The organism is Rhizobium sp. BK316 (genome assembly GCF_014193695.1).
GTDB lineage: Bacteria > Pseudomonadota > Alphaproteobacteria > Rhizobiales > Rhizobiaceae > Rhizobium.
This window is the reverse complement of sequence record NZ_JACHZR010000001.1, coordinates 1606903-1631278: the sequence shown is the minus strand read 5'-3', so window position 1 is coordinate 1631278 and position 24376 is coordinate 1606903. Positions and strand designations below refer to the sequence as shown.

Here is a 24376-nt window from a genome sequence, read left to right as displayed (position 1 = left end):
CCCGCGCACACCATCCGATGGGACGGCTTGCAGCAAACTGTCTCCTTCAGCCGATGCCGCGCCGCCTGATGCACGAAGCCTTCTTTGGTCACCTCCTTGCGATCAGATCGCGCAGGTTCACGACGGCCTGTTCGGAACTGCTGAAAACCGGCAAACCTCTGCTCTAACTTTGCACACTTTCCTGGACGCGGAAGCGCGCGTTTAGTGCGGAGGACATGTGCAGCACACCAAGTTCAGGGCTAGTAAGTACTGGCACCGATGCCTCGCTCATCTCATTTAGAGCATTTGCCATTGATGCTTGAGCAAGAACAACCACGTCGACACCGCCCACGAGCGAAGCGAGACCCTCACGTATCATCGCATCATGCGCCGCCCTGTCCCCGTTTCGCAATTTATCAAAGGCTCCTTCACAAAGACGACTGGTGAGGAAAACGTTCCGACCCATCCTATGAGCATGGCGTTCAATTAGGCGGGTTGTGGGGTTCATTGTCGTTGCAAGAGTTGCAAGGACGCCAATTCGGCTCCCGCGCTGGATCGCCTCAATTGCCATCCCGTCATCTATACGGAAGAGGGGTACGGGGCAGAGCGGCACTGCCGCATCCACTGCAGGACCGAGCGAGGAACAGGTGACGAGGACCGCCGAAGCCCCCGCATCCACCGCCGACCAAATGTGAGTCGCAAGCCGCCGCATCGTTTGACGTGACAGCACGCCTTCGCGAATCGTGTTCCCTAGCAGGCTCTCATCTAACATGTTGAATGTGCGCCAACTGGGCAGATGGTGGCCAACGAGTTCGTTGAACGCGGGGATGATTCCGGGGACCGTATGGATCATGGCAAGCGCAGGGAACTCATGAACGTCTGTAGTCATGGCTTCATCTCTGTTTTTGATTGTGCACGCTCTTCAATTTTCTGTAGCAGCGGGTGATATGAACCGATCGCGGCATCTGTCGTGTTACGACCGGAAGTCGATTCGAAACCACTGTCGTCAGACGATGCTCCGTAACTTACATGCTCAACGACCGAACATTTGTCTGTCGTGCCGCCGAACACGGAATTTTCCGTCGTCCCTGCATGATCATTCGACGCATGCTGCTCGCCTTCCTCCGGTAGCTTCCCATGAGCTCACTTCCAGGACGCGCCATGACACCAATCTTTGATCCAGGCAGTCTGCCCCTGCCCACAGGGCATTTCATCTGCGACAGGCTGCTTCCGGCCGAAGATGTCATCGACACGTATCGCGCGTCGGACGGCAAGGCCTAGGCGTATCCCGCCCGGCTCGCACCGTCGTTCCAAGCCGATGCGATAACCGTCATTGCCGCAGATGTTTCTTCCGGAGGGGTAGGAACAGTGCCGTATAGATCAGCCGCCAAGATAAATTCAGGTCAATCCAATGTCTCCAATTATCAAACGCATACAGAACGATCAGCAGCTCCCCGCCAAGGCGGATGTCGTCGTGATCGGGGGCGGCATCATTGGTGCAACGGCAGCTTTCTTTCTCGCGGAGCGGGGACTGTCCGTCGCTCTGGTCGAAAAGGGCCATGTCGGCTGCGAGCAGTCGAGCCGCAACTGGGGTTGGTGCCGCCAACAGAACCGGGATGAGCGCGAGCTGCCGCTCTCGGGCGTCGCGCTGCGGCTATGGGGTGAGTTTGAATCCAAAATCGGAGAGGACGTCGGCTTCCGTCGATGCGGTCTGCTTTACGCTACGGACAATCCCCAGCAACTGGCGGAATGGGAAGCATGGCGTGCTACGGCCCGGCAGTTCAACGTCAATACGACGATGCTGAGCGCCAAGGAAGCGGCTGCCACGGTTCCGGCGAACGGCCGCCGATGGCTGGGCGGAGTGCATTCGATCGATGACGGCAAGGGCGAGCCTGCCATCGCCGCGCCGACGATCGCGAACGGCGCTCGCAAATTTGGCGCGACGATCCACCAGGAGTGCGCTGCCCGAGGCCTTGATCTGGTCAACGGCGCGGTGGCGGGAGTGATTACCGAAAAGGGGCTCATTCGGACACAAGCCGTCCTCTGCGCCGGCGGTGCCTGGACGTCGATGTTTTGTCGTCAGTACGGAATTCTTTTTCCGCAGGCAAGCGTGCGCCAAACGGCGCTTCGTACGCGGCCCACGGCGAATCTGGGCGAGGCGATCTATACGCCGGAGTGCGCGCTGACCCGCCGGCTGGATGGCAGCTACACGCTTGCCATCAGCGGCAGGGCGATGCTCGATATCACCCCACAAGGTATTCGATACGCCCGCTGGTTCATGCCGATGTTCATGAAGCGCCTGAAAGCAGTGCAGTTCGGCATCGGCAAATCCTTCCTTCAGGGTCCTGAGGCATTCGGAAGCTTGAACAAGAGCAAACCGACGGCCTTCGAGCGGATCCGCGCTCTCGACCCACCGCCGAGCCGCCGCACCATCGCGGCTATTTTGAAACGGGTCACGGAGCAGTTTCCTGCGCTGGCGGGGGTCGAAGTCGCCGACAGCTGGGGAGCCTACGTGGATTTCACGCCGGACGCGGTGCCGGTCATCTCGCCGGCTGACGGTGTGAGAGGTCTCTATTTGGCCGCGGGCTGCTCCGGCCATGGCTTCGGCCTTGGCCCGGGTATCGGCCGCTTGGCGGCCGACCTGGTTGCCAATGATACACCCTGTGTCGACCCCACCCCCTTCCGCCTGTCGCGCCTCCTTGATGGTTCGAAAGTCAAAGTCGGAGCAATCTGATTGCGAGGTCGGATCCGGAGAAGGCCGTCGGAATACGCGCCGAGGGAAGCTAGCGGAATGGATTACGACGTAATCGTCATCGGCGGAGGGCTGGTAGGCGTATCGATAGCCTGGGGTCTATCGAAATGCGGGGAAAGGGTTGCAATCGTCGACGAAGGCGATGTGGCAAACAGAGCCGCCCGGGCGAATTTCGGTCTTGTATGGAGCTCAAGCAAGGGCCTCGGCAATGCCGCGTATTCGCGATGGTCGCGAACCTCGACGGCGAACTGGCACCGGCTGGCAGCCGAACTTAAGGCCGAAACCGGCATCGACACTGGCTTTGTCCGGTCGGGCGGCTTCTCAATTCGGCTCACCGCAACGGAGCTGGAACGCGGTATCGCATCGATGGCGAAGCTCGCCGCCCAACCAGGAATGGACGCGGAAGGAACGCCACCCCTCGAATATGAGATACTCGACCAAACGGAGACGCGCCGCCATTTGCCTCTGGTCGGCGACACAGTGGCAGGCGCAATTTTCAGCCCGCTCGATGGACACGTTAATCCGCTGCGGCTGTTCGCGGGCTTTCATAAGGCGCTTAAGCAGCGTGGCGTTCATTATCTGCCGCATCGGAAGACGATTGCAGTCAGTCATCGCGCAGGTACGTTCGAATTGGCCGGAGACGGGTGGCGACTCGGTGCCGGCAAGATCGTCCTTGCTGCCGGGATCGGCAACACCGCGCTCGCTCCGATGGTCGGGCTGAACGTTCCGCTCTCGCCCAGCCGCGGCCAGATCATTGTGACCGAGCGGCTGAAGCCTTTCCTCAGCCATGCCACCGGCTATCTGCGGCAGACAGACGAGGGCTCTGTGCTGATCGGCGAAAGCAAGGAAGCCACGATCGATCACCAGCGGCCGCGCGGGCCGATTACTGCGGTCATGGCTGAACGCGCTGTGCGCACATTCCCACTTCTAAAGGACGCCAGTGCAGTGCGGGTCTGGGCCGCATTCCGAGTGGTGACGCCGGACGGCTACCCCATTTACGAGCACTCAGAGAGGTTTCCTGGTGCGTTCGCATGTGCCTGCCATTCCGGCGTGACTCTGGCGGCCAATCATGCGCTGGTCCTGCCGCGGCAGATTTCAGCCGGCGCGCTTTCTGACGATCTTTCCGCATTTCATTCCCGGAGGTTCCATGTTCCGGCGGCTGCCTGACCGAAGGGGAGAGTTCAATATCATTCACATTCAACGGCATTCCGACGATGGCCAGACAAGGCGATAGCGTTGCCGCCGCACTGTTGGCCGCGGGATATGACAGCACGCGTCGCAGCCCGGTGTCCGGCGCCGCCCGTGGTCCTTACTGCATGATGGGTGTCTGCTTCGAGTGCCTCGTCAAAATCGATGGCCGGCCGAACCGGCAGGGTTGCATGACCAACGTTGCGGAAGGGATGCGGATCGAGACACAGGACGGCGCGGCCATGCCGAGGCAGGAAGAATGATTAGAAGCATTCAGTCTGCCACCGATCTCGCGCCTGCCTATGACGTCGTCGTCGTTGGCGCGGGTCCTGCCGGCCTCTCGGCAGCCATCGAAGCCTCGATCCACGGTCTCGCGGTTTTGCTTGCCGATGAAAATGAATCCCCTGGCGGGCAGATTTATCGGTCGGTCGAGCATGCATCAGATGCCGACCTCGCCCGCATGGGGCCAGACTACACTGCCGGACGGACGCTCATCGAGCGGTTTCGGCAAGGGAACTTGAGCTACGCCCCCCGTGCGACTGTGTGGAGCGTCGGGCCTGCTGACGAAGAAGTTTTCGACGGCGCGCATCCGCTCGAGGTCGGGATTTCGCTCGGCGGGATTGCTCGACCGATCGCCGCCCACCGAGTAATTCTCGCGACCGGCGCGCTCGAGCGTCCATTCCCGTTCCCGGGGTGGACCATGCCCGGCGTCATGGCGGCAGGAGCGGCGCAGATCTTGATGAAGTCGTCGGGCCTGGTGCCCTTGGGACGAACTATCCTCGCCGGGACCGGGCCGCTTTTGTACCTGCTGGCAAGCCAACTCCTGCGGGCAGGCGTGTCCGTGACAGCCGTCGTCGATACCACGCCGGTCGAGAACTGGCGCTCTGCCCTGCCTCATCTGCTTGGCTTTGCCACGTCACCCTATGCCCTCAAGGGCCTGAAACTTCTTTTGGAGGTTCACCGTCGAACCCGTGTCATCCGCGGGGTGACTGCGCTCGAGGCGGCCGGTTCCGGACAATTCAGCGCCTTGCGGGTCCATCGCGGCAACAAGTCCCGGCACATTCAAGGCGACCTGCTCCTTCTACACCAGGGGATCGCGCCGAATCTCAATCTCACGCTCGCAGCCGGGTGCGATTACGCCTGGGACGATCGCCTGGCAGCCTTCCGCCCGGTCGTCGACGGTCGCGGTACGAGTTCGGTTCCGGGGATTTCGATCGCCGGTGATGCGGCGGGAATTGTCGGCGCGGTTGCCTCAGTTCACCAAGGAGAACTCGCGGGCCTGTCTGCGGCGCTGAACCTAAATCGCATTGGCCATGGTGCCTACGAACAGCGCCAGAACCAATTCGCGCGAAAGCTCGCTCTTGCGCTCAGGGGCAGGACTTTCATCGAGCATCGGTTCCGGCCCGGCAAAACGTTTCGCGTGCCCGAGGACGACGGCACCATCGTCTGCCGCTGCGAAGAAATAACGGCCGGCAAACTGCGTGAAGTTGCGGCGCTCGACGTGCCGGGCCTCAACCAGATGAAGGCGTTCACACGATGCGGAATGGGACCATGTCAGGGCCGGCTGTGCGGTCTGACCGCGGTTGAACTGCTGGCTCAATGCCGTGGCGTTCCGGCCGGCGAGGTCGGTTACTATCGGCTACGCCCGCCCATCAAACCCGTGCCGCTGGGCGAATTTGCGGCCTTGCCGCACACGGATGCAGCCATCGTGGCCGTAGCCGGATTCTTGGAACGCGCCTCCGATGGTGCGCCAGATGCCAACCATGGGAGCCACCAATGAAACATGCCGACAAGTTCTATATCGACGGTGAGTGGATCGAGCCCTCCGTGTCGAAAACGCTTGAGGTCATCGATCCCTCGACAGAGCAGCCGATGGGTACGATCGCACTCGGCAGCACCGCCGACGCGGAAAAGGCGGTCGCGGCCGCGCGGCGGGCCTTTGCCTCCTTCTCGCAGACGTCCAATGAAGAGCGCATCGAACTGCTGAAGCGAATTGTTGCGATCCTGAAGCGCCGCAACGACGAGCTCGGCGATATCATCTCACGGGAAATGGGCGCGCCGCTCGCCATGGCCCGAGCTGAGCAGGCCGGCATCGGCGCTGTCCATTTCGAGCAGACGATGAAGGCCTGCGAGACCTTTGCCTTCGACTACATGCAGGGGACCACACGCATCCTGCACGAGCCGGTCGGTGTCGTCGCGATGATCACGCCGTGGAACTGGCCGATCAACCAGATCACTTGCAAGGTCGCTCCGGCGCTCGCCACCGGATGCACCATGGTTCTCAAGCCTTCGGAGATTGCTCCGTTCAACGCCGTGATTCTCGCCGAGATCATGGATGAGGCCGGCGTGCCGAAGGGGGTCTTCAACCTCGTTCAGGGCGACGGGCCTACGGTTGGTGCGGTGCTGACCAGCCACCCGGACGTGGACATGGTGTCCTTCACCGGGTCGACCCACACCGGCATTGCCGTGGCGCAGGCCGCGGCACCGACCGTCAAGCGGGTGCATCAGGAGCTCGGCGGCAAGTCGCCGAACATCATCCTGCGCAGCGCCGACTTTTCAGCCGCGGTCGCCGCCGGCGTACGACGGTGCTTCGGCAATTCCGGCCAGACCTGTACCGCGCCGACGCGAATGCTGGTGCCGGCGGAGCGAATGGACGAAGCAAGCGCAATCGCCGCGAGGGAAGCGGCTGCGCTCGTGGTCGGTCCCCCTTCGGATCCGCGCACCAACCTCGGACCAGTCGCAAGCGCCGCGCAGTTCAACAAGATCCAGGCGTTGATCGAACGCGGCATCGCGGAAGGAGCGGCGCTGGTCGCGGGTGGCCCTGGCCGCCCGTCGCATCTCAACGCAGGTTACTACGTGCGCCCGACCGTGTTTGCCCGCGTCACCAACCAGATGACGATTGCGCGGGAGGAGATCTTCGGCCCAGTGCTATCGATCATCGGCTATGACAATGAAGAGGAAGCGATTGCGATCGCCAACGACACGCCCTACGGCCTGGCAGCCTACATTCAGGGCGATCCGAAGGAGGCGCGCGCGCTTGCAGGCAGGCTGCGCGCCGGAACCGTTCGCCTCAACGGCTCCGCCTGGGACGCAGCGGCACCTTTCGGCGGCTACAAGCAATCCGGCAATGGTCGCGAGTACGGGAAGTTCGGACTGCACGAGTTTACCGAGATCAAGGGCATAGCCGGATACTTGAACGAGTAACCTCACGCCTGGTAGTGGCGCCCTCGCGCGCATAAGCAAGAGATGCTCGCGTAGCCACGGCGGCTACCGCCGAGCTACACTACCCGGTTGGACAGGACCTAGCAGGGCGCATCAACGGCGGCAGGAAGTACTGCGGAAGGCAGGCTTCCGCGAAGATGAACTGGCACGAATCAAGGCACCGATCGGTCTCTTCGACCCGACACGAGACTCCACTTCAATGGTTCTGTCTGTACTCGCCGAGGTCGCGGCCACACGTTTGGACGTGTCGCGATGACACGGTTGGAGGAAACCAAGGCCTCCGTCCGACATGGACGAGGCCATACGGGTCATCGGCCAGCTACGATGCGTCGGTGCAGGTGTTGGTCGAATGTCCGACATGACGACGCAAAGGCGCCGGCGAGCCGAACCACAATTGACATCAAGCAAGATGCCTGATCAGCGTGTTCGCCATGAAGGGATGTGAACCGTCGACCAGCTGAAGTCCAGGCTTTGGCCTCCAGCAATACGCCGCAAGAAATAGCAAGATCATGCTGGATTCGCGATATTGATAGAGGGCAAATCCTTGCAAACACTTGATTGTTCAAGCCATACGCTTGCCGAGTCAGGATGTCCCGCTTCTGGACGACATCACGGTCGAAAAATGATGTAGCGCGATGAGCCATTCGCCTTCCGTCTCCACCACAACAAACGAAGAGCGGACCCTGTTATGGACGATCTTACCGTCCAGATGACGATTTACGATGTCGCCAAAGCCTTGCGCGATAAACAGGCCTTCGCTCATTGAACGGATATTCTGATCGATGAGAGAAAGCGTAACGCCCTGGAGAACGGCCTCATAGCTGCCGAAATACTCCTCCACCTCCGAGCGCCCAACATAGAGCCTTGGCAGCAAGCCAAAAAAAACGGCGTCGCTGGTGTATATCCGGGCGAGCGCCTTGCTATCCCAGATCTCTGCCGCATCGTTCCACCGCTGCTCTATCTCAGTCAGAATTTTATCATGCATTTGAAAACAGGTGCTCTCAGACGGACGCTTTGCGGCGGCCGTCGCGGGTTATGTTTTGGGTCGAGTATGAAAGGTGGGCGTGTCAACGCCTGCCGTCAGCGGTTACCCGCCGACGGCATCGTTCCAGTGCTGGTCAATCGTAGTATTCTACGGGCGCCTTCTTGAAGGTCTGCCAGGTTTCCATGTCGTGACCGGGCACGACGATCGCGTTTTCCTTCTCCACGATACGCCGCAGCCTGCGCACGGATGCGGCGGCCTCGCGTGCCGATGTGAGCGCTCCGGGCAGGCACTTCTCGTTCCAGTGATCCATCGTATAGGCGGCGTCGATCGCCAGCAGGATGGGGCCGGTGTTCGGCAGGCGGACCATGATTGACTGGTGACCCGGCGTATGCCCCGGCGACAGGAACGTCTGTACGCTTCCATCGCCGAAGACATCGTACTGGTCTTCGTCTTCCATAACATCCCAGGTGATGCCGTCCTTGGTCAGGTCCTTTTTGATGTAGCCGCCCTGCATGAACCAGTCGGCCGAGAAGGCCCAATCGATCTCGCGACGCTGCACCAGATGGCGAGCCTTGGGGAAATTGCCGCAGGCGCCGGAGTGATCGAGATGCAGGTGCGAGTGAAGCACGAACTTGATGTCGTCCGGCTTCATGCCGATCTTGGCGAGCTGGTTCACGCAGCCTTCCGCCGGATCCATGATCGGGTAGTATTTCTTGGTCGTATCGCCCCACCAGCCCACCGGATCGTGGGCTGCCTCGACGGCCGTGCCGCCATCGATGACGATGTTGCCCTTGGGATGGACGATCAGATACCAGGGTATTGGCGTGAAAAACGGATCCTGGCTGTAGCCGAGCTTGATGTCGACTTCCTTCTGCCGGATCTGCCCGGTCTGGAACATGTAGAGCCTGATATCGGTACTCATGGGGTCTCCTCCTGTCGTGAATATGCTGCGGCCTATGCCGCGGTTTTCGATTTGCCGCTGAGTGTCACGGCTAGTAGCTCATCGTAGGTCCAGTCGGTCTTCGGGGCTTCCGCGACGCGGTTGCCGTCGTGGATGACCATCACGCGATCGGCCAGTGCCAGCGTCTCGCGCAATGACGACGACACAAGCAACACCGCCGCGCCTTCTTGCGCAAGTTGCAGGATGATGTCGTAGATCTCCTTGATCGCCCCGACATCCACACCGTTCGTCGGCTCGACGATGATGTAGAGCGATGCCCCGGCGCTCATCCATTTGCCGATGACCACCTTTTGTTGATTGCCGCCCGAAAAGAAGCGAACCTGAATGGCGGAATTGCGCGGGCGCACCGCAAGTTGGCCCATCACGCCATCCGCATATGCCTTCGTCGCGCCGGGGCGGATCGTGAGAAATCGCTCCAGCCTGTTCAACACGGGAAGGCAGATGTTCTCGGCAACCGACAGCGCCGGAAAGAGCGCCTGTTTGCGGCGGTCCTCGGGAATAAGGGCCACGCCCGAACGGCGCGCGGCAATCGGTGTCCCGACATCGATTGCCTTGCCGCGCAGGCTGGCCCTGCCCGTATGGCGGACGACACCGCCCAGTGCGCGCGCAACGTCCTCCATGCCGCCACCGACCGGCCCCGTGATGCCCAGAACCTCGCCCGCACGGACCGTGAAGGAGAGCGGAGACAGGTTGGCCGTCGCCAGTTCCTTCACGTCCAGAAGAACCTCCGGGCGAACCCGGCTGCCGTCATTGTAGGTCGACAGCTCTGCACGATTGCGGTCGACCATCAGTTCGGTGACACGGTCCTCGGTGACTTCGCCCCGGTTCAGTGTGCCCGAGACCAGCCCGCCGCGCAGGATGGTCGCACGATCGCAGATCTCCTGCACCTCCTTCAGCCGATGGGAAATGTAGACGATGGCGATACCTTGCTTCTTGAAGCGCTCGATGATCCGGAAGAGCAACTCCGATTCCGCGGCCGAAAGGCGAGCCGTCGGTTCGTCCAGCACGATCAGCTTGTAGCGGCGATGGAAGAGCGTCGCGAGCGTGACCAGTTGCATCTCGGCTGCCGACAACGTGCCAGCCAGACGGCGCGCATCGAGATCGATGCCCATTTCTGCCAGGATCGCCGTCGCATCGTCGTGGATCGCCCGGTCGCTGACCCCGAACCGCCCCGGTTCGTTGCCAAGCAGGATATTCTGTCCAACGGTGAAACTCGAAACGAGTTCGGCGTCCTGGTAGACGGCCCCGAGACCGAGGCGATGTGCCTCGGGCGGGCTGGGAACCCGCACGGGCGCGCCTTCGAGGAGGATTTCCCCGGCGCTGGGGGAATAGACGCCGGTGAGGATCTTGATCAAGGTCGACTTGCCGGCGCCGTTTTCGCCGAGCAGGCCATGGACCTCGCCGGCAAGGAAGCTGAGGCTCACGCCTTTCAGCGCCTTGGTGCCGGCAAATTCCTTCTCGAGGTTCTTCAGTTCGACGAGTGCTGTTCCGCTCATGACCCCGCCTCAGATGAACTTGAGATGGACTTCTTCGCGGTTGAGAAGCGCGTTGGCGCCGACCGCGATGATGAGGACCAGCCCCTGGAAGATGTGACGGGCGGCAAACGGGAAGCCGACCATGTTCATGCCGGAATCCACCATGTAAAGGAAGAAAACGCCGACCAGCGTGCCGAGCAGATGCGGCTTGCCTTTGCCAAGCACGGTCGCGCCGAGGAACACGGCAGCGAATGCCTCCAGCAGATAGCCTTCACCACCGACGGGCTGCGCTGAGGAGGAGATCGACGTCACGATCACCCCGGCAATGCCCGACATGAGTGCAGACAGTATGAAGGCGAGGATGACCCAGCGATAGACATTGATGCCGGAATAGAAGGCTGCCATCGGATTGTCGCCGACGGCCGCGATGTAATGACCGATGCGCGTGCGGGTGGCAGCGATCAGGGCAACGAGGAAGACTGCAAGCAGGATGAGGACCGGAACGCCGATGATGCCGAGCTTGCCCTGGCCCAGATAGAGGAAGGCCGTTTCGTCATAGCCGACGGGTACCTGATAACCGCCGGTGATGAAGATGTTGATGCCCGAAAGAACGAACATCACTCCCAACGTCACCACGATGCCGGAGAGTCGCCCATAGGTGACGAGAATGCCATTGACCGCGCCGATCAGGCAGGCGGCAACGAGCGCGACGGCAATCGCGGCCCACGGCCCAAGGATCGGAATGAGGAAGGCGACAAGGATCGATGACGTGGTCACGGTCAGGCCGATCGACAGATCGAAGCTGCCGGAAATAACCACCCATGTGAGGCCGAGCGACACAAGCGCGCTGACGATCATTGAGAACAGGATGTTGTTGAGGTTCGACACGGTCGCGAAATAGGGCGAGGCGATGGAAAAGCCGACCGCAGCCATCACGAGCACAATGATCGTCCCCCAGCGCCGCAGAAAGCGCATGGCGGAGGACTCCTTTCGTCCGGCGGTCTGTGTCTTCGCCACGGCGTCTTGCATCGTCTTCGCCTTCGCGAGGCTTTCCTGCTCAGCTTGCGTCACTGTTCTGTTCCAGTCGTTCTTGATAGAGGGCAAGCGCCGGTCTGCACCGCAACAGCTTGCCTGTGCGTTGTTCGTTGGGAGATGCATGCGGCGGGCGGGAAGACGATGCCCGCCGCATGCCAGGCTGGCCCTTAGCCGCCGAACTGCTTGAGCAAGGCGATCGCTTGCTCGTCCATACTCTTGAGCTCAGCCAGGGCTTCCGCCGCCTGATCCGGCGTCTTGGTGATCACGGGGATACGGTAAACGAGGTTCGGCACGTCCTCGCCGCGGGCCAGTTTGACCGCCAGTTCGCCGGTCTTCCGACCGATCTCGGGGAACGGCGAGTCGCAGCTGAAGACCACGGGAACCTGTTTGGCGGCCCATGCTTCGAGAAACTGGGTCGACAGATAATGATTGAACAGCGGGACGTCGTCGCGGTTCATCTGCTTCAGCGCCTGCCCCGCACCGAGCGTGAAGGGCCACCACCACGAGATGAAGGCAGCCAGCGATCCGGGCTCGGGATTGGCCTGCAAGAGCGACAGCATGTTCTTGCGACCCACGGAGATTTCGTCCGTCGTTCCCTGCCCACCGTCAATGAAGGGAAGTACCTTCATGCGCGGTTCGTAGCGGCACATCAGCTCGAACATGTCGACTTCCATGTCGAACGGCGTGAAGTAGCCGCGCTGCTCGGCGGTCTGCGCGAAAGTGCCCTGACGCTTGCAATAGTTCTGCACGAAATAGCCGAGCGTGGTGGCGGTGCCCCACACATCGTCCATGACGGCTGGAGAATCCTTCACGGGGATGGTGAAGCCGACAGTCTTGATGCCACGCTTGTGCGCTTCGTCTGCGATATAGGCCGTCTCGGACTCCTGAGAGTAGATGCCCATCACGAGAGCGTCGATGCCGCGATCAAGCAGCGCGCGGGCGGCGGCCTGTTCACTCGCCTTCGTCGGCTCGCCGCGAACGGTGACGACTTCGCCGCCGGCATCAAGGACCGCCTTGACGATTTGCCAGCAGCCGCGACGCCACGGCTGGTTGAAAGGCCCATAGGTCAGCGGCACGCCGATGCGCACCTTCTTGCCCGGCGCGGGCGGCGTGATCTCTTCCGCGCTCGCGACCGTCGCAGATCCCGCAAGCGCCGCGCCGCCGATAACGCCGGCGGCGCCCATCAAGAGCGTGCGGCGACTGAATTGCGCATATTCGGTGGCCTCCTGGGCCAGTTTTCGTAGCCGTTCTGTATCGTCAAAGAAGCTCATGTTTTCCTCCCTGTGCTTCGGATTTCGACCCGGTAGGCCCGGCGCTTGTCGTCACCGGACGACGGCAGGGCACACGTCGCCGGCAGCGTTCGACCCACGGCCAACGCCTTGCCGCTTCTATGAACCGGAAATCCGTCGTGGTGACCGTCAGCCACCCTCCCCTTGTAACCAATGAACCATATTACTTGGTTGCCTGACAAGTTAATTATGCTATTGTTTTGGAAAAAGATGCAATGGGGCATTTGGAGACGGCAAAGCCTGATAAAACAGTCTGCGGATGATAAAGTCAGGTAAACGGAAACGCTCGGAGGGCGCGCATGGTGCTAGATGACAGGGTGACTCGCGGCCCATCGCTTGCGGATTCGGTCGCCGGCCGCATCCGTGCCGATATCACGTCGGGGGCCTATGCAAAGGGCGACAAGCTTCCGACAGAGCGCGATCTTGCTGAGAAATATGGCGTGAGCCGACCGATCATACGTGAGGCGATCGGCTTACTGAAGCGAGACGGTCTGGTCGCAACCCGTCAGGGGCTTGGCGCCTTCGTCATCGAGACGAAGGAGGTTGCCTTCCGGCTGGCAGGCGTCGATCTGACCGATGCCCTGGATGTCCAGAACGTCATCGAGCTGCTGATGGCGGTTGAGGCCGCCGCGACGGCGCTGGCGGCAGAGCGGCGTTCCGAAGAGCAGCTTGGCGAGATCGAGCGGCGGCTCAACGCCATCCAGACGGCATTCGACAACGGTGAGGCCGGCATTGAGGAGGACCTGGCGTTTCACCGGGAGATCGTCGACGCCTGCGGCAATCCGCATTTCCGGGAAATGTCGGACTTTCTCGAATCCCATGTCCGCAACTTCATCCGCAAGGCGCGTGCCAGCACGTTACGCAACGCCCTCCTCAAACAGGTACAGGCCGAGCACATCGCGATCTATAATGCCATCGCCAAGGCCAACCCGCAGGAGGCTCGGCTTGCGGCGGAGGATCATCTGCGCGGTGCGGCCAACCGTTTGACCTTGCTCCTCAAAGGATCGAATGAGGAACAAACATCAGGAGAAAGCTCTTCAGATCGCGGGCCGCTTGTGCCACGCTGACACCGCGTTCCTTGACGAGCTTTACGGCCTCATCTTGATTCCCGACAGAGCTGTCGTCGTTGCATTCATGCTCTCCGGTTTCATGCGGAACACATTAACTCGGTTTCCAGGAAACCGGCAGCAGGCCAAAGACGCTTATGTGGGCGCCAGCCAATCAACCAGCTTTTCCCGCATGGCCTCGGAAGAAATGCATTACTCCCTGAGAAAGGAGCTATGCGACTTCAGATCTATTGCCAAGGCAGCTTGCGTCTTGGCAACAATCTCCTCGACTGTGACACCGTCAGCCAGTTCGATCAGTGTCATACGGGGATCATCGAACCGCGCCACTTCAATGACCCCGAGATCGGTAATGACCAGATCGGCAACGCGACGACCAGTCAGCGGAAGGCTGCATTCCTTGACAAGCTTCGGCTCGCCCTTGGCCTCATGCTCCATCACAACAACCACGCGTTTGACGCCGGCCACGAGGTCCATGGCGCCACCCATGCCTTTGACCATCTTGCCGGGGATCATCCAGTTGGCGAGGTCACCGCTTTCTGACACCTGCATGGCGCCCAGGATTGACAGGTCGATATGCCCCCCGCGGATCATCGCAAAGCTGTCAGCTGAGGAGAAGTAGCTACTTTTCTTCAACTCCGTGATCGTCTGCTTGCCCGCATTGATCAGGTCCGCGTCTTCCTCTCCCTCAAATGGGAAGGGTCCCATGCCCAGCATGCCGTTTTCGCTCTGCAGTGTCACCTCTATGCCCTCAGGGATAAAGTTCGCGACGAGCGTTGGAATGCCTATGCCAAGATTGACGTAGAAACCATCCTGAAGTTCACGCGCTGCGCGAGCAGCCATCTGTTCACGTGTCCAAGCCATATCAAGCCACCTCCGCCTTGGTCTTCGGGCGCACCGTTCTCTGTTCGATCTTCTTTTCCGGATTGGGAACATGAAGAATTTTCTGAACAAATATGCCTGGCGTATGGATCGCATCGGGGTCGATCTCACCCGTTGATACGAGATGTTCAACCTCGGCGAAAGTAACCTTGGCGGCAGTCGCCATCATCGGGTTAAAGTTACGGGCGGTCTTGCGATAGATTAAGTTGCCTTCTGTATCACCCTTCCAAGCGTGGACGAGCGCGATATCCGCAACAAGTCCGGTCTCCATCACATAGTCCTCACCGTTGAACTGGCGGACTTCCTTGCCCTCCGCGATCAATGTGCCCGCGCCAGTCTTGGTATAGAAGGCCGCTATTCCGGCACCACCGGCACGGATGCGCTCGGCAAGAGTTCCTTGTGGATTGAATTCCAGCTCCAGCTCGCCGGACAAGAACTGCTCGGCAAAGAGCTTGTTCTCGCCAACATAGGACGAAATCATCTTCCGGATCTGTCGGGTTTTAAGCAAGGTTCCGAGACCTGCACCATCGACGCCAGCGTTATTTGAGATAACCGTGAGATCACGAACACCTGAAAGGCGGACGGCCTCAATGAGTGTCGCAGGAATGCCGCAAAGTCCAAATCCGCCGGACATGATCGTCATGCCGTCGGTTAGAACTTCAGCCAGTGATTCAGCCGCATTTGTAATGATCTTACGCAATTATTCCTCCAATACTACCCGGATAGCCCTGCGACGGTAGCGCTGGACCCGAACGGTATTTGCCATCTGATAGCGAACAGTGCTCGACAAGCCCGCGTGCGCAGCGGCGGGCCTGTTATCGATATCTTCGAGCAGCCGGATCACGACCTCCGCCCCAAGCGATACTGGCCCATCAATTTTGTCGTACAGGCACCAAAAAGAGGAGACCGCTTATGATGAGTGCGCCGCCATAAACGGCAAGACCCGGGCCGTAGCTCTCAAAATGCGCGCGGCTCAACGGCAGCAATGTTGCTCCAAGAGCGGCCCCGAGTTGGAAAACGGCGAAAATTGTACCGTAGACCCGCCCGAAGGACGCAAGTCCAAAACTGCGCTTGATGATGTAGCTCAGTACATCGAACTCCGCACCGTACACCATCCCAATGAGAAGGGCCGCCAGATAGACCACTCCGCCGGTCGGACCAAAGGCATAGAAGCCACAAGCTACAGCGCCACCGACGCAGACGATACTCATCAACCTTCTGGCCAAAACATAGTCCAACAGAACGCCTGTCAAAAACCGGCCTATCAATACCGCCAGACCGAAGACGGATTGTACAAGAGCAGCCTGTTGCGGCGTGGCACCGCCATCTATCAACAACGAGATCTGGTTCGTCACCAGACCCGTGTTCACGAAGCCCAGCAGAAAAAAGGAGACCGTAAGAAGAATAAAGCTCCGGCTTTTCACCAGATCTCCAAAGCTCCGGTGCTGCTGGCCAGCAACCGGGTTTGCGCTTCGCGACGGACGCGCCTGCGGCGCCTCAAACAGCAGCATGAAATTCAGCGGCAATACAATCAAAAGCACGATGATGCCCAGACTGACATAGGCCCACTGAACGGAACCGTTGAGGATAATGTAGGTTATGATCGGAGGCAGCAGGGCTGCTCCCAATCCAATACCGCCATTTGCGATACCGATTGCCAACCCAAGACGCCGCTCGAACCACGTGCTGACAACCCTTAAATAGGAAACTGGCCAAAGCCCGACTGCCAGCAAAGGCAATAGGCCGTACATCAGGTAGAAGCCGCTGATATTGTTGCTCAGGAAGTACATACCTCCCAGGCCAACGGCAAAGGCCAGACATGAGGACAGCACGATAGGCCGCGCCCCATATCGATCGATCAAATATCCCTGGATCGGGGATACGACCATAATCATCAGAGAAACGATCGTTGCCGCAAACAGGATCGAGGGTTTCGACCATCCGAAAGTTTTCGATAACGGTTCTACGAAAACCCCGAATACGAAAAGCAAGAATGTACTTGGTCCAAAGACCAGCCCGATAGTTGACGCAAGCGTTGCTCCGATTGCCGAGTGGCTGGCGCTGTCTGAAACAGTGGCCGGCGGTTGACCGGCCACTGACGGGATATTTTCGCTCATATGATCTCCTCCCTGATGATCATGGATGAAAGCAATACGCAGGTGCCTGTCCGAGACCCTTGCGCGAGAACCCTGCAAATCAGGTTCCTCCGGCAGATCGCTGCAGGATGGTGTTAACCGCGTCCGCTTTCTCAAAAAGCGGGATATGCGCGGCCCCCGGAATAATTTCGAAACGTGCGCCCGTGATGGCTTCGGCCAGCGCGCGCGCAGCAGCAGGCGGCGTGGCTTCGTCCTGCTCCCCGACCGCAACCGTCACAGGCATTGTCAACCTTGCCGCATGATGCCGACAATCCGCGACTGCCAGGGCATCACAGCCCGCCGCATAACCTTCCGAAGGTGTGCGCCGCAGCATGACGGCCAGGCCGCGGCCTTCCGGTGTCGTGCGCCCCTCTTCCGTCGTCCAGCGGGAAAGAACGGCCTCCTCAATCGCAGCCAGACCTTCGCCACGAACCTTGGTGGCGCGATCCTTCCACATTTGCGGGGCAAGGCTGACGATATTGGAATCCAGCAGCGTCAGGGAGCGCACCTGATCCGTGAGTGTCGCCGCCACGCATTGCGCGACAAGACCACCGATGGAGATGCCCGCCAGATGGAAAGCATTCACCCCCAGCATCGTCAACGCGGAAACCACATCGTCAGCCAGGGCTTCAATGGTCACGGGGGTGCACGACAAGTCGCTCAGGCCATGCCCTCGGAAATCGGGAGCAATAATGAAATGTTGATCCCTCAGCGCTCTCACCTGACGTTGCCAGACGGCATGGGAGGTTCCCAGAGAGTGAAGCAAAACGAGCGTAGGATTGCGGTCGGAGCCGTACAGAGCCACGTGCAGATTATGATCGCCTATGTTCAGGAACATCGCCTAGAACTCCTCGCTCAAGGCTGCCAGCGCCTTTTCAACAACTGCGGTCTGGGCTTTTGGCGCGGCCTGTTCGCGCTCGAGCCGGCTGATCTCAAGGGAGGAATCGACGACCAGCTTGCAGCGGTCGTAACGGCGGCGCATGAAGCTCTCGAGTGCCCTCGGCACATGCGCGTGACGGGCCATTTCCTCACCCAATACCAGCCCGTCCTCAATGCCCATGCCCGCGCCCGACGCAAGCTGCGGTGTGGTGGCATGGGCCGCATCGCCGATCAGCACCGTGTTGGATCGGACCCAGGTCTCACCCGCCAGAACCGTTTCAAGCGGGCGACAGATAATGTTGGACTGAGCGTTCAGCCCTTCCCCGATTTCTTTGAGAACGCCTCCATAACCTTGCAGCAGTTCACGCAGAACCTCATGCTGGTTGGCCTCATCGCGCCAGACCGGCGCGGCCTGAGCCTCCAGATAGAACATGTACATCTGATCCGGGGCGATCGGGTTCAGGCCCACCTTGGCAGGGCCGCCCAGAAAAAATGTGCGGCGCGAGATGTCCGGGTGCCGTTCCATCATCAGCCGCCAGCACATCTGGCCCGAATAGCGTGGTTTTGGCGCTCGCGGAAACATCTGCTGGCGGGTGCGGGAATAAATGCCATCGGCCCCGACCACTAAATCATATCGGGCAGAGTTGCCATTGCTGAACCGCACGTCGGCGAGTGGACCATCCCGATTGATGTCCTCAACCGTCACGCCCAGCATGATTTTCGGCTCAAGAGCCAGCAAACGCTCCGACAGGATGTTGTGCAGAACGGGCCGCAAAATGCCACCCGCGCTGGGTATCGCACCCAGGGCCGCGCTTCGAGTATCGATCTGGAAGAGCGTCTGGCCTTCCGCTGAGCGGATATCGATACCGTCGGCGGTGTAACCGCGCTCCAGAACGGCATCCAGAATGCCGAGACGGCCCATGGCTCGCAGGGTCGGCCCGGTTATAGTGATGCCCGCTCCATAGACCCGCCAGTGCGGGTCCTGATCGCAAAGATCCACGGTGAGCCCTGCTTCGCGAAGCGAGATGGCGGCAGACATTCCGGCAATGCCGCCGCCGATGATGAGCACCCGGCGTGGATCATCCATGGCTGGCTGCCGCTGCCAGTTCGCTCTTGCCGAAATGGCCGATACCAATGCCTGTATACCAATCATTGACCGCACGATAATAGGCGCGGCGGAAGGGTAGTCCGTGAGCGGCCCCCATGGCGGCTATCCACATGCGGATTTCTTCGGCTCCGTTGCCGGCAGTATGAACCTGCTCCGTGGCATATTGGATGACGGCATCGGTATCGCCTGCCTCCAAAAGGTTCAGCAGGTTTTCATCGAATTCCCTGTTGACCATGCCCATACGGGGCGTGGCGATGTCATGGCTTATGCCGCCCGTGGCCAGAATGGCGACCCGTTCCACGCCATCATAACGGCGGATGGCATCCCCCAGAAACTTGCCGAACTGATAGCAGCGTCGCATGGTGGGCATGGGCGGCTGCACGCAATTGAAGAGAACCGGGACGATCGGCAGATCGGGATCGAGCCCTGCCAGTTCCAGCGGAGTCAAGGACCCGTGATCCAGCACCATTTCCATTGAAAAGCTCGGATCGAAATCTGCCTTCAACGCTTCCTGGAGAAGATATGCACCGAAGACCTGATTGCCGGCAAAGACCCGGCGCTTGGCCTTCAGCCAATGTTCGATGGGGCTTTCATAGCTTTCTCCAACACCGATGCACAATGCGGGGAAGTTATCGAGAAAGAAATTGTGCAGGTGGTCGTTGGAGAGAACCACCAGCGCATCCGGTTTGCCCGCTTCGAAATCACGGCCCATGGCCTCATAGGCGCCGAAAATTTCGGTGCGCAGATCCCCCGGAATCCGGTCGGGAAAGTTCAGCATCACGGGCGTGTGGCTTGCCGTGTAGATTCCGGTCAGTTCAGCCATTTGTCATCTCCTTCTTTCATCAGGCTGCGCAATGCGGCAAGCGATACATCTTCGGGAATACGCACGCCGATGCAGTGGGCGCGCAGTAGATAGGGGTTCACTCCGGCCTCATAGAGACCGGCAACGTCATTGCCGCTGATCTTCTCAGCCATCTCAGGGCTGAGCTTGAAGCGTGCCAGATAGGCTGCCTTGTCCTGATTGTAGGCTGCGAGATCATCGGGCTTGTGGTGGAGTTCGTAGAGAACCTTATCGAGAAGATAGGCCTCCGTAGTGGGCATCATCAGCCGCCAATTGCTCATGGCGTACTCCTTTTTGTTAAATGAGGTGGTTGCGCACCCACGAGACGATCGTGGGAACGGTGTGCGGGCCAAAGCCCATGTGGCCGCCCGGAAACAACCGGACGGACTTGGGGCTTCCGTGTTCGAGAAGCAGATGAATGTCGGCAATCGGGCACTGCTTGTCCTCCTTGCCGTTCACCAGCAGCAGAGGCGTGGAGGGACGCGACAGAAGCCCCTGGTCAAGAAGGGAAAGAACCCTGAAGCCTTCGATGTATTCGGCGTCGTTTCGAGCACCCAGCATCCGGCTTCGGGTCTCCACAAGCTCCATCAGGTAGCTGTCGGGATAACGCGAGGCTTCCACCCATTCCGGCTGAAACATGTAATGCACGCCGCCACCCCAATTGACGGCACACCGCAGAATTTCGGGCTTCAGATGGGCAAGTTTCGTCGCCCAGTGACCACCGAAGGAGCGGCCAATCAGGCCGATACGGCTGCCATCCAGTTCTTCGGACGTCATCACCCATTCGATGACCGGCAAAAACTGGATTTCGCCATTCTGCCGTGCCTTGAGGGGAGATTCTCCCGTGCCGACATTATCCATGGCAATCGTGGCGATGCCCTGGGCAATGAGAGCATTGGAAAGCCCGGTCATTTCCTCCTTCCAGGCATCGACACCGCCCCACATGATCAGAACGGGCGGCTTCTCAACGCCCGCAGGCTTGCGCAGGTAAAAACGGATATGATCGGAAAGGGCACCTTCAGCCTCGAAAGGCAGGCTCACCGGCACAATGGGCGGCTCCGCCAGCGCTCCGAATTTTGCGTAAGCCTCCAACTCCAGCCGGTAGCTTTCTTCCTTGGCGGGATGGTTCGGACAGGGAAAACGGCCCAGAAAGTAAAAGCCATAGGCCTGATAATAGGCGTCCCGCGCGGCTGAAACATCACCGGCGGCCATATGGCCATCGGCTGTCATTATGAAACGGTGGCCTGTTGCAATCCAGGCCTGTGCCCAGCGCTTACCATCCAGCCCGGTCAGCGCCTCGATCGTTTCCAGCGTTGCCTGCGGATCGGTCAGGCCAAACGGATGAATGCGCTTGGCAAGCCGATCACGCATCCAAGCCTTTGCGTTTTCCAGTGAGCGCGGCCCGATCAGTTCGCCGGTAGCCTGTGCTATGTTCGACATCAGCATTCTCCAAGGTTTTGTCGTCAGGCGCCGTCACCAGATGGCTTCCAGTGAGGCCCGTTGAGATTCCGCGGTTTCAAGGGATCGTCCCAAGCCACGAAGAGCGTTCGCAACCGGCGCAACGAGCGCCGCATTGTCTGAAGCCACCGTGCCATCGGGGAGAAAGAGGTTGTTTTCGAAGCCAAGGCGCGCATGTCCGCCCCGAAGCGCTGCCGTCACGGCACAGGCGGCTTCATCTCGCCCAAAGGCGCAGACGGTCCAATGCGAGAACGGAGCTTGCCGCGTTACGCCGAGAAACTCGTCCAGGTCTGCCGGGTGTGACTGCTGGCTTGCCGTATAACGGCCAAGTACGAAAAGGACCGGAATATCATCCGCCGGTATGACTCCCCGCAGTCGCATGTCCTGCAAGCGCGCCACATCAACGGCATCGTAAAGAATGATTTGCGGAAAGATCCGCTCCCTGCGCATCCATTCAAGAAGAGAGGCAAAAGCGACTTCGTGCGGAACATCAGGTGCGATTTCCCGTAAAGCCATTGAACAGGCTTGCGGCCGTAACACACGCACGAGATCGCTCTGTTGCTGCGGTGTATACCGGCCAAGAGCTTCTGTCGTGACCTGCACGATCAACTGCTCGCCAACCCGCTGACGGATCGCCTGTTCGGTGGCCTGATAACGATCGATTTCCAGACAATGCTGACCTGCGTCATCCCGCACATGAACATGAATCATGCTGGCACCGGCCTCCAGGCACGCCTGTGCGCATTCCGCAAGTTCGGACGGCCCAATCGGCAATGCTGGATGATCCGCTTTTGTGCGTCGTCCACCATTTGGCGCAATGGCAAGCGCAATGCCGCGCCGGCAATCAGCCGGGGCCGCTAAATCCTGCATGACAGCAATCCTCCTTATGCCCACGCCTTGTTAGCGTGGCCTGAAGCCGGAACACGCTTCCGGCTCCTCAAATCTCCGGCCTCCACCGAATTTTTGAGCATGATCAAAATTCGCACAAAGCTCGCTAGCTGTCAATTTGATCATGCTCATTTTTTATCTTGAGGCCCCATTGAAGAAAGAAGCGTACTTGAAGGGGATGTATGGCTGATGGGCGACATTATCCCCAGTCTGCCATGATCAGCTGACAGTCAGGCTTTCAAGCTCCAAGGCGGACGAATGGGGAGACAGGCCCTTCATGACGATTTCGATCTGTCGCCTTAGCCTCTCGGTTCCCTGCTTCAGATTGAGGTCCGAATCTGAGAGCCAAAGACGGAGATCAACCTGATAAATCGCGAAGATGGTCTGGGCGATGATCTCCGGCGTTTCATCGGCTTGGATAACGCCTGACTTGAGCGCGTCCTCGACGAGGTGGATCAGCAGATGGCGTAATGCATGACGGGTGCGGTTGAAACGCTCTGCCTGCGTGCCGGACTGATAGAAATACATCTCCCGCAAGGCCGCCCGCGACAAGGTAGGATTTTCCGCGAAATATTGGTAATGACGCTTTAGAATGACCAGCAAATTGGCGAGCAAAGATTGGTCCGGGCGAATCATGACCCGGGCATCCTCGATGCACTGCTCAAGACCGTCATTGACGATAAGAAACAAAAGGTCACGCTTTGTCTCGGCATAGACGAAGACAGTGCCCATGCCCACGCCTGCCGCGGCGGCAATCTCGCGCGTCGTCGTGTCGTCGAACCCCTTGGAAAGAAACAGGTCGAACGCGGCACTCTTGATGCGGAGCAGCTTGTCTTCCTTGTTCTTCTCCCGCACGCTCTCGCGCTTCATCGAGCCCAAATCCTGTCCTTTAACATTCCCGCTTAGGTCGTATGTCGTGGGCTACTTGTCTCAAACATGCATTGATGACGCGGCGGCCGTTGACAGCTCGATGAGGTTACCTGACCGCAGCCGCAATGATCAAGTTACCAAAGTGCCGACGTCGCCTATGGTAACGAGGCAAAGCCACTACACGGGAAGGATGCGAACCGATGCGTTACATGCCGTAAAAAAGCGGCTTTGGGATCGCGGCACACCAACAGCCAAATCGGCGCGCAGTGACTTTATCGGGAGCGATCAACCTTAAGGCACGCCGGGCCGGCAACGAGTTCGACACTGGAGCCGCCCTATCAACCGTACGCATTGCTGATGTAATGTAGACGAATTCGACAATAGACATTGACCAAGCGAGGCGTTAATCGATGAGATATCGGGGACTCGACCTCAATCTTCTGGTGGCTCTGGACGCCCTGCTTCGGACTCGGAATGTTTCCCGGGCGGCGAATGCGGTAAATATCACCCAACCGGCCATGAGTTCCGCGCTGGCGCGTCTCAGGCAATATTTCGGCGATCCCCTCCTGATTAGCCGCCATGGCAAATCCGTTCTTTCCCCGCTGGCTGAGACACTGGCGGCGCCCGTCTTCGACACGCTCAGAACCATTGATCGCACGATCATTACGCAGCCCGCCTTCGATCCGAGTTCAGACGACCGCGATTTTAGTCTTTTGGCTGCCGATACGGTTGTGGCCGGGGTCCTGGCAAATCCGTTACAAAAAATCTCAGAAATGGCGCCCAAGCTGCGCATGGAGATCGCAACTCCGCATGGCGACCTTGTTGAGAAGCTGGAGGCGGGCCATGTTGATCTGATCATAGCTCCCGAAGTTCATTGTTCCCCAGATCACCCAAGGGAACTGGTTCTTGAGGAAGAACACTGCGTCATTGCCTGTGGCAAGTGCTTTGACGCTGACGCCCTGACCCTGGCGCAATATGCCGCCGCGGACCATGTAGAGGTCTTTATCGGTCCGTTGCAAAGACCCTATTTGCCGGACCATCTGTTTTCACGTCATGGGATTACCCGGCGGATAACTGTGAAGCTGGACCATTTTTCCCTCGTGCCGTTTTTCCTCGCCGGCACCAGGCGCCTGGCGACATTTCCCGGCATGACCGCCGAACTGTACACGTCGTTTACAGACCTCAAGCTGCTTGAACCTCCGCTGGCGATCCCCCCAGTCCGCCTCGTGATGCAATGGCATGCGCGTGCCAATCGCGATCCCGGCCTGACCTGGCTGCGCACCAACATAAAGCATTATTTGGAAGCCATGAACCGGCAGTATAAATCCCGCTTATACCATCTCGCGCCGCAAACGATTTGAGCGC

23 protein-coding genes and 1 pseudogene are annotated in these 24376 nt (G+C 59.6%); 8 read left to right on the top strand and 16 right to left on the bottom strand.

The genetic code is table 11. From position 1 onward, the window contains the following. Nucleotides 1-163 precede the first annotated feature (163 nt). Entirely contained in the window at nucleotides 164-868 is a 705-nt protein-coding gene (locus FHT87_RS07360) for an aspartate/glutamate racemase family protein (RefSeq protein WP_183726772.1), read from the bottom strand. A 522-nt stretch (nucleotides 869-1390) separates the two neighbouring features. On the opposite strand from FHT87_RS07360, the gene FHT87_RS07355 reads away from it, so the two are divergent. The 6 genes and pseudogenes from FHT87_RS07355 (at nucleotide 1391) to FHT87_RS31025 (ending at nucleotide 7397) form a co-directional block, all read left to right on the top strand. Next, on the top strand, nucleotides 1391-2713 hold the full coding sequence (locus FHT87_RS07355) for an FAD-binding oxidoreductase (protein WP_183726771.1): 1323 nt from the start codon (nucleotides 1391-1393) through the stop codon (nucleotides 2711-2713). A 57-nt stretch (nucleotides 2714-2770) separates the two neighbouring features. Beyond that, nucleotides 2771-3898 (top strand): FAD-dependent oxidoreductase, encoded by a 1128-nt coding sequence (locus FHT87_RS07350; protein WP_183800630.1) that lies wholly within the window; start codon nucleotides 2771-2773, stop codon nucleotides 3896-3898. Continuing rightward, nucleotides 3879-4182 (top strand): annotated as a pseudogene (locus FHT87_RS07345) ((2Fe-2S)-binding protein). Before FHT87_RS07350 ends, FHT87_RS07345 begins: the two are co-directional and overlap by 20 nt. Further along, nucleotides 4179-5699: an NAD(P)/FAD-dependent oxidoreductase gene (locus tag FHT87_RS07340; RefSeq protein WP_183800627.1), complete on the top strand. Its 1521-nt coding sequence runs from the start codon at nucleotides 4179-4181 to the stop codon at nucleotides 5697-5699. Before FHT87_RS07345 ends, FHT87_RS07340 begins: the two are co-directional and overlap by 4 nt. Further along, nucleotides 5696-7123, top strand: a complete 1428-nt coding sequence (locus FHT87_RS07335) for an aldehyde dehydrogenase family protein (protein ID WP_183800625.1) — start codon at nucleotides 5696-5698, stop codon at nucleotides 7121-7123. The genes FHT87_RS07340 and FHT87_RS07335 overlap by 4 nt, the downstream gene beginning before the upstream one ends. A gap of 31 nt (nucleotides 7124-7154) precedes the next feature. Next, nucleotides 7155-7397: an XdhC family protein gene (locus tag FHT87_RS31025; RefSeq protein ID WP_183801085.1), complete on the top strand. Its 243-nt coding sequence runs from the start codon at nucleotides 7155-7157 to the stop codon at nucleotides 7395-7397. Nucleotides 7398-7724: 327 nt separating this feature from the next. Here the strand turns inward: FHT87_RS31025 and FHT87_RS07325 are convergent, their stop codons facing one another. The 5 genes from FHT87_RS07325 to FHT87_RS07305 form a co-directional block, all read right to left on the bottom strand. Continuing rightward, nucleotides 7725-8126: an SgcJ/EcaC family oxidoreductase gene (locus FHT87_RS07325; protein WP_183800622.1), complete on the bottom strand. Its 402-nt coding sequence runs from the start codon at nucleotides 8124-8126 to the stop codon at nucleotides 7725-7727. A gap of 133 nt (nucleotides 8127-8259) precedes the next feature. Further along, a complete protein-coding gene (gene attM / locus FHT87_RS07320; RefSeq protein WP_183800619.1) occupies nucleotides 8260-9048 on the bottom strand; it encodes an N-acyl homoserine lactonase AttM in 789 nt (262 codons plus the stop codon). A gap of 32 nt (nucleotides 9049-9080) precedes the next feature. Beyond that, nucleotides 9081-10583 carry a sugar ABC transporter ATP-binding protein gene (locus FHT87_RS07315; protein ID WP_183800616.1) on the bottom strand — a complete coding sequence of 501 codons (1503 nt, stop codon included), beginning with the start codon at nucleotides 10581-10583 and terminating at the stop codon, nucleotides 9081-9083. Nucleotides 10584-10592: 9 nt separating this feature from the next. Further along, complete coding sequence (locus tag FHT87_RS07310) at nucleotides 10593-11537, bottom strand: ABC transporter permease (RefSeq protein ID WP_246699573.1); 945 nt, start codon at nucleotides 11535-11537, stop codon at nucleotides 10593-10595. A 227-nt stretch (nucleotides 11538-11764) separates the two neighbouring features. Further along, the gene (locus tag FHT87_RS07305) at nucleotides 11765-12868 is read right to left on the bottom strand and encodes a substrate-binding domain-containing protein (protein WP_183800613.1); all 1104 of its coding nucleotides are present in this window, start codon (nucleotides 12866-12868) and stop codon (nucleotides 11765-11767) included. Nucleotides 12869-13185: 317 nt separating this feature from the next. Here FHT87_RS07305 and FHT87_RS07300 point away from each other — a divergent pair, with 317 nt between their 5' ends. Next, nucleotides 13186-13953 carry a FadR/GntR family transcriptional regulator gene (locus tag FHT87_RS07300; RefSeq protein ID WP_183800610.1) on the top strand — a complete coding sequence of 256 codons (768 nt, stop codon included), beginning with the start codon at nucleotides 13186-13188 and terminating at the stop codon, nucleotides 13951-13953. Nucleotides 13954-14145: 192 nt separating this feature from the next. Here the strand turns inward: FHT87_RS07300 and FHT87_RS07295 are convergent, their stop codons facing one another. From FHT87_RS07295 to FHT87_RS07250, 10 genes are all read right to left on the bottom strand, one after another. Then, entirely contained in the window at nucleotides 14146-14814 is a 669-nt protein-coding gene (locus FHT87_RS07295) for a 3-oxoacid CoA-transferase subunit B (protein ID WP_183800607.1), read from the bottom strand. 1 nt (nucleotide 14815) lies between these two features. Further along, nucleotides 14816-15532, bottom strand: coding sequence for a CoA transferase subunit A (locus tag FHT87_RS07290; protein WP_183800604.1), 717 nt, complete (start codon nucleotides 15530-15532; stop codon nucleotides 14816-14818). A 172-nt stretch (nucleotides 15533-15704) separates the two neighbouring features. Next, complete coding sequence (locus FHT87_RS07285; RefSeq protein ID WP_183800601.1) at nucleotides 15705-16949, bottom strand: MFS transporter; 1245 nt, start codon at nucleotides 16947-16949, stop codon at nucleotides 15705-15707. A gap of 79 nt (nucleotides 16950-17028) precedes the next feature. Continuing rightward, nucleotides 17029-17805 carry an alpha/beta fold hydrolase gene (locus tag FHT87_RS07280; protein ID WP_183800598.1) on the bottom strand — a complete coding sequence of 259 codons (777 nt, stop codon included), beginning with the start codon at nucleotides 17803-17805 and terminating at the stop codon, nucleotides 17029-17031. 3 nt (nucleotides 17806-17808) lie between these two features. After that, on the bottom strand, nucleotides 17809-18933 hold the full coding sequence (locus FHT87_RS07275) for an FAD-dependent monooxygenase (RefSeq protein ID WP_183800595.1): 1125 nt from the start codon (nucleotides 18931-18933) through the stop codon (nucleotides 17809-17811). Next, nucleotides 18926-19777 (bottom strand): 2,3-dihydroxyphenylpropionate 1,2-dioxygenase, encoded by an 852-nt coding sequence (locus FHT87_RS07270; RefSeq protein ID WP_183800592.1) that lies wholly within the window; start codon nucleotides 19775-19777, stop codon nucleotides 18926-18928. Before FHT87_RS07270 ends, FHT87_RS07275 begins: the two co-directional genes overlap by 8 nt. Continuing rightward, a complete protein-coding gene (locus FHT87_RS07265) occupies nucleotides 19765-20076 on the bottom strand; it encodes a subunit of meta cleavage enzyme (protein ID WP_146936022.1) in 312 nt (103 codons plus the stop codon). Before FHT87_RS07265 ends, FHT87_RS07270 begins: the two co-directional genes overlap by 13 nt. 16 nt (nucleotides 20077-20092) lie before the next feature. After that, on the bottom strand, nucleotides 20093-21235 hold the full coding sequence (locus FHT87_RS07260) for an alpha/beta hydrolase (RefSeq protein WP_210277789.1): 1143 nt from the start codon (nucleotides 21233-21235) through the stop codon (nucleotides 20093-20095). Between the two features lie 33 nt (nucleotides 21236-21268). Next, a complete protein-coding gene (locus FHT87_RS07255) occupies nucleotides 21269-22123 on the bottom strand; it encodes a 3-keto-5-aminohexanoate cleavage protein (protein WP_183800586.1) in 855 nt (284 codons plus the stop codon). 237 nt (nucleotides 22124-22360) lie between these two features. Next, nucleotides 22361-23011, bottom strand: coding sequence for a TetR/AcrR family transcriptional regulator (locus tag FHT87_RS07250; protein WP_183726727.1), 651 nt, complete (start codon nucleotides 23009-23011; stop codon nucleotides 22361-22363). Between the two features lie 410 nt (nucleotides 23012-23421). On the opposite strand from FHT87_RS07250, the gene FHT87_RS07245 reads away from it, so the two are divergent. Beyond that, nucleotides 23422-24372, top strand: coding sequence for a LysR family transcriptional regulator (locus tag FHT87_RS07245; protein ID WP_183800583.1), 951 nt, complete (start codon nucleotides 23422-23424; stop codon nucleotides 24370-24372). The last annotated feature ends 4 nt before the right edge of the window (nucleotides 24373-24376 follow it).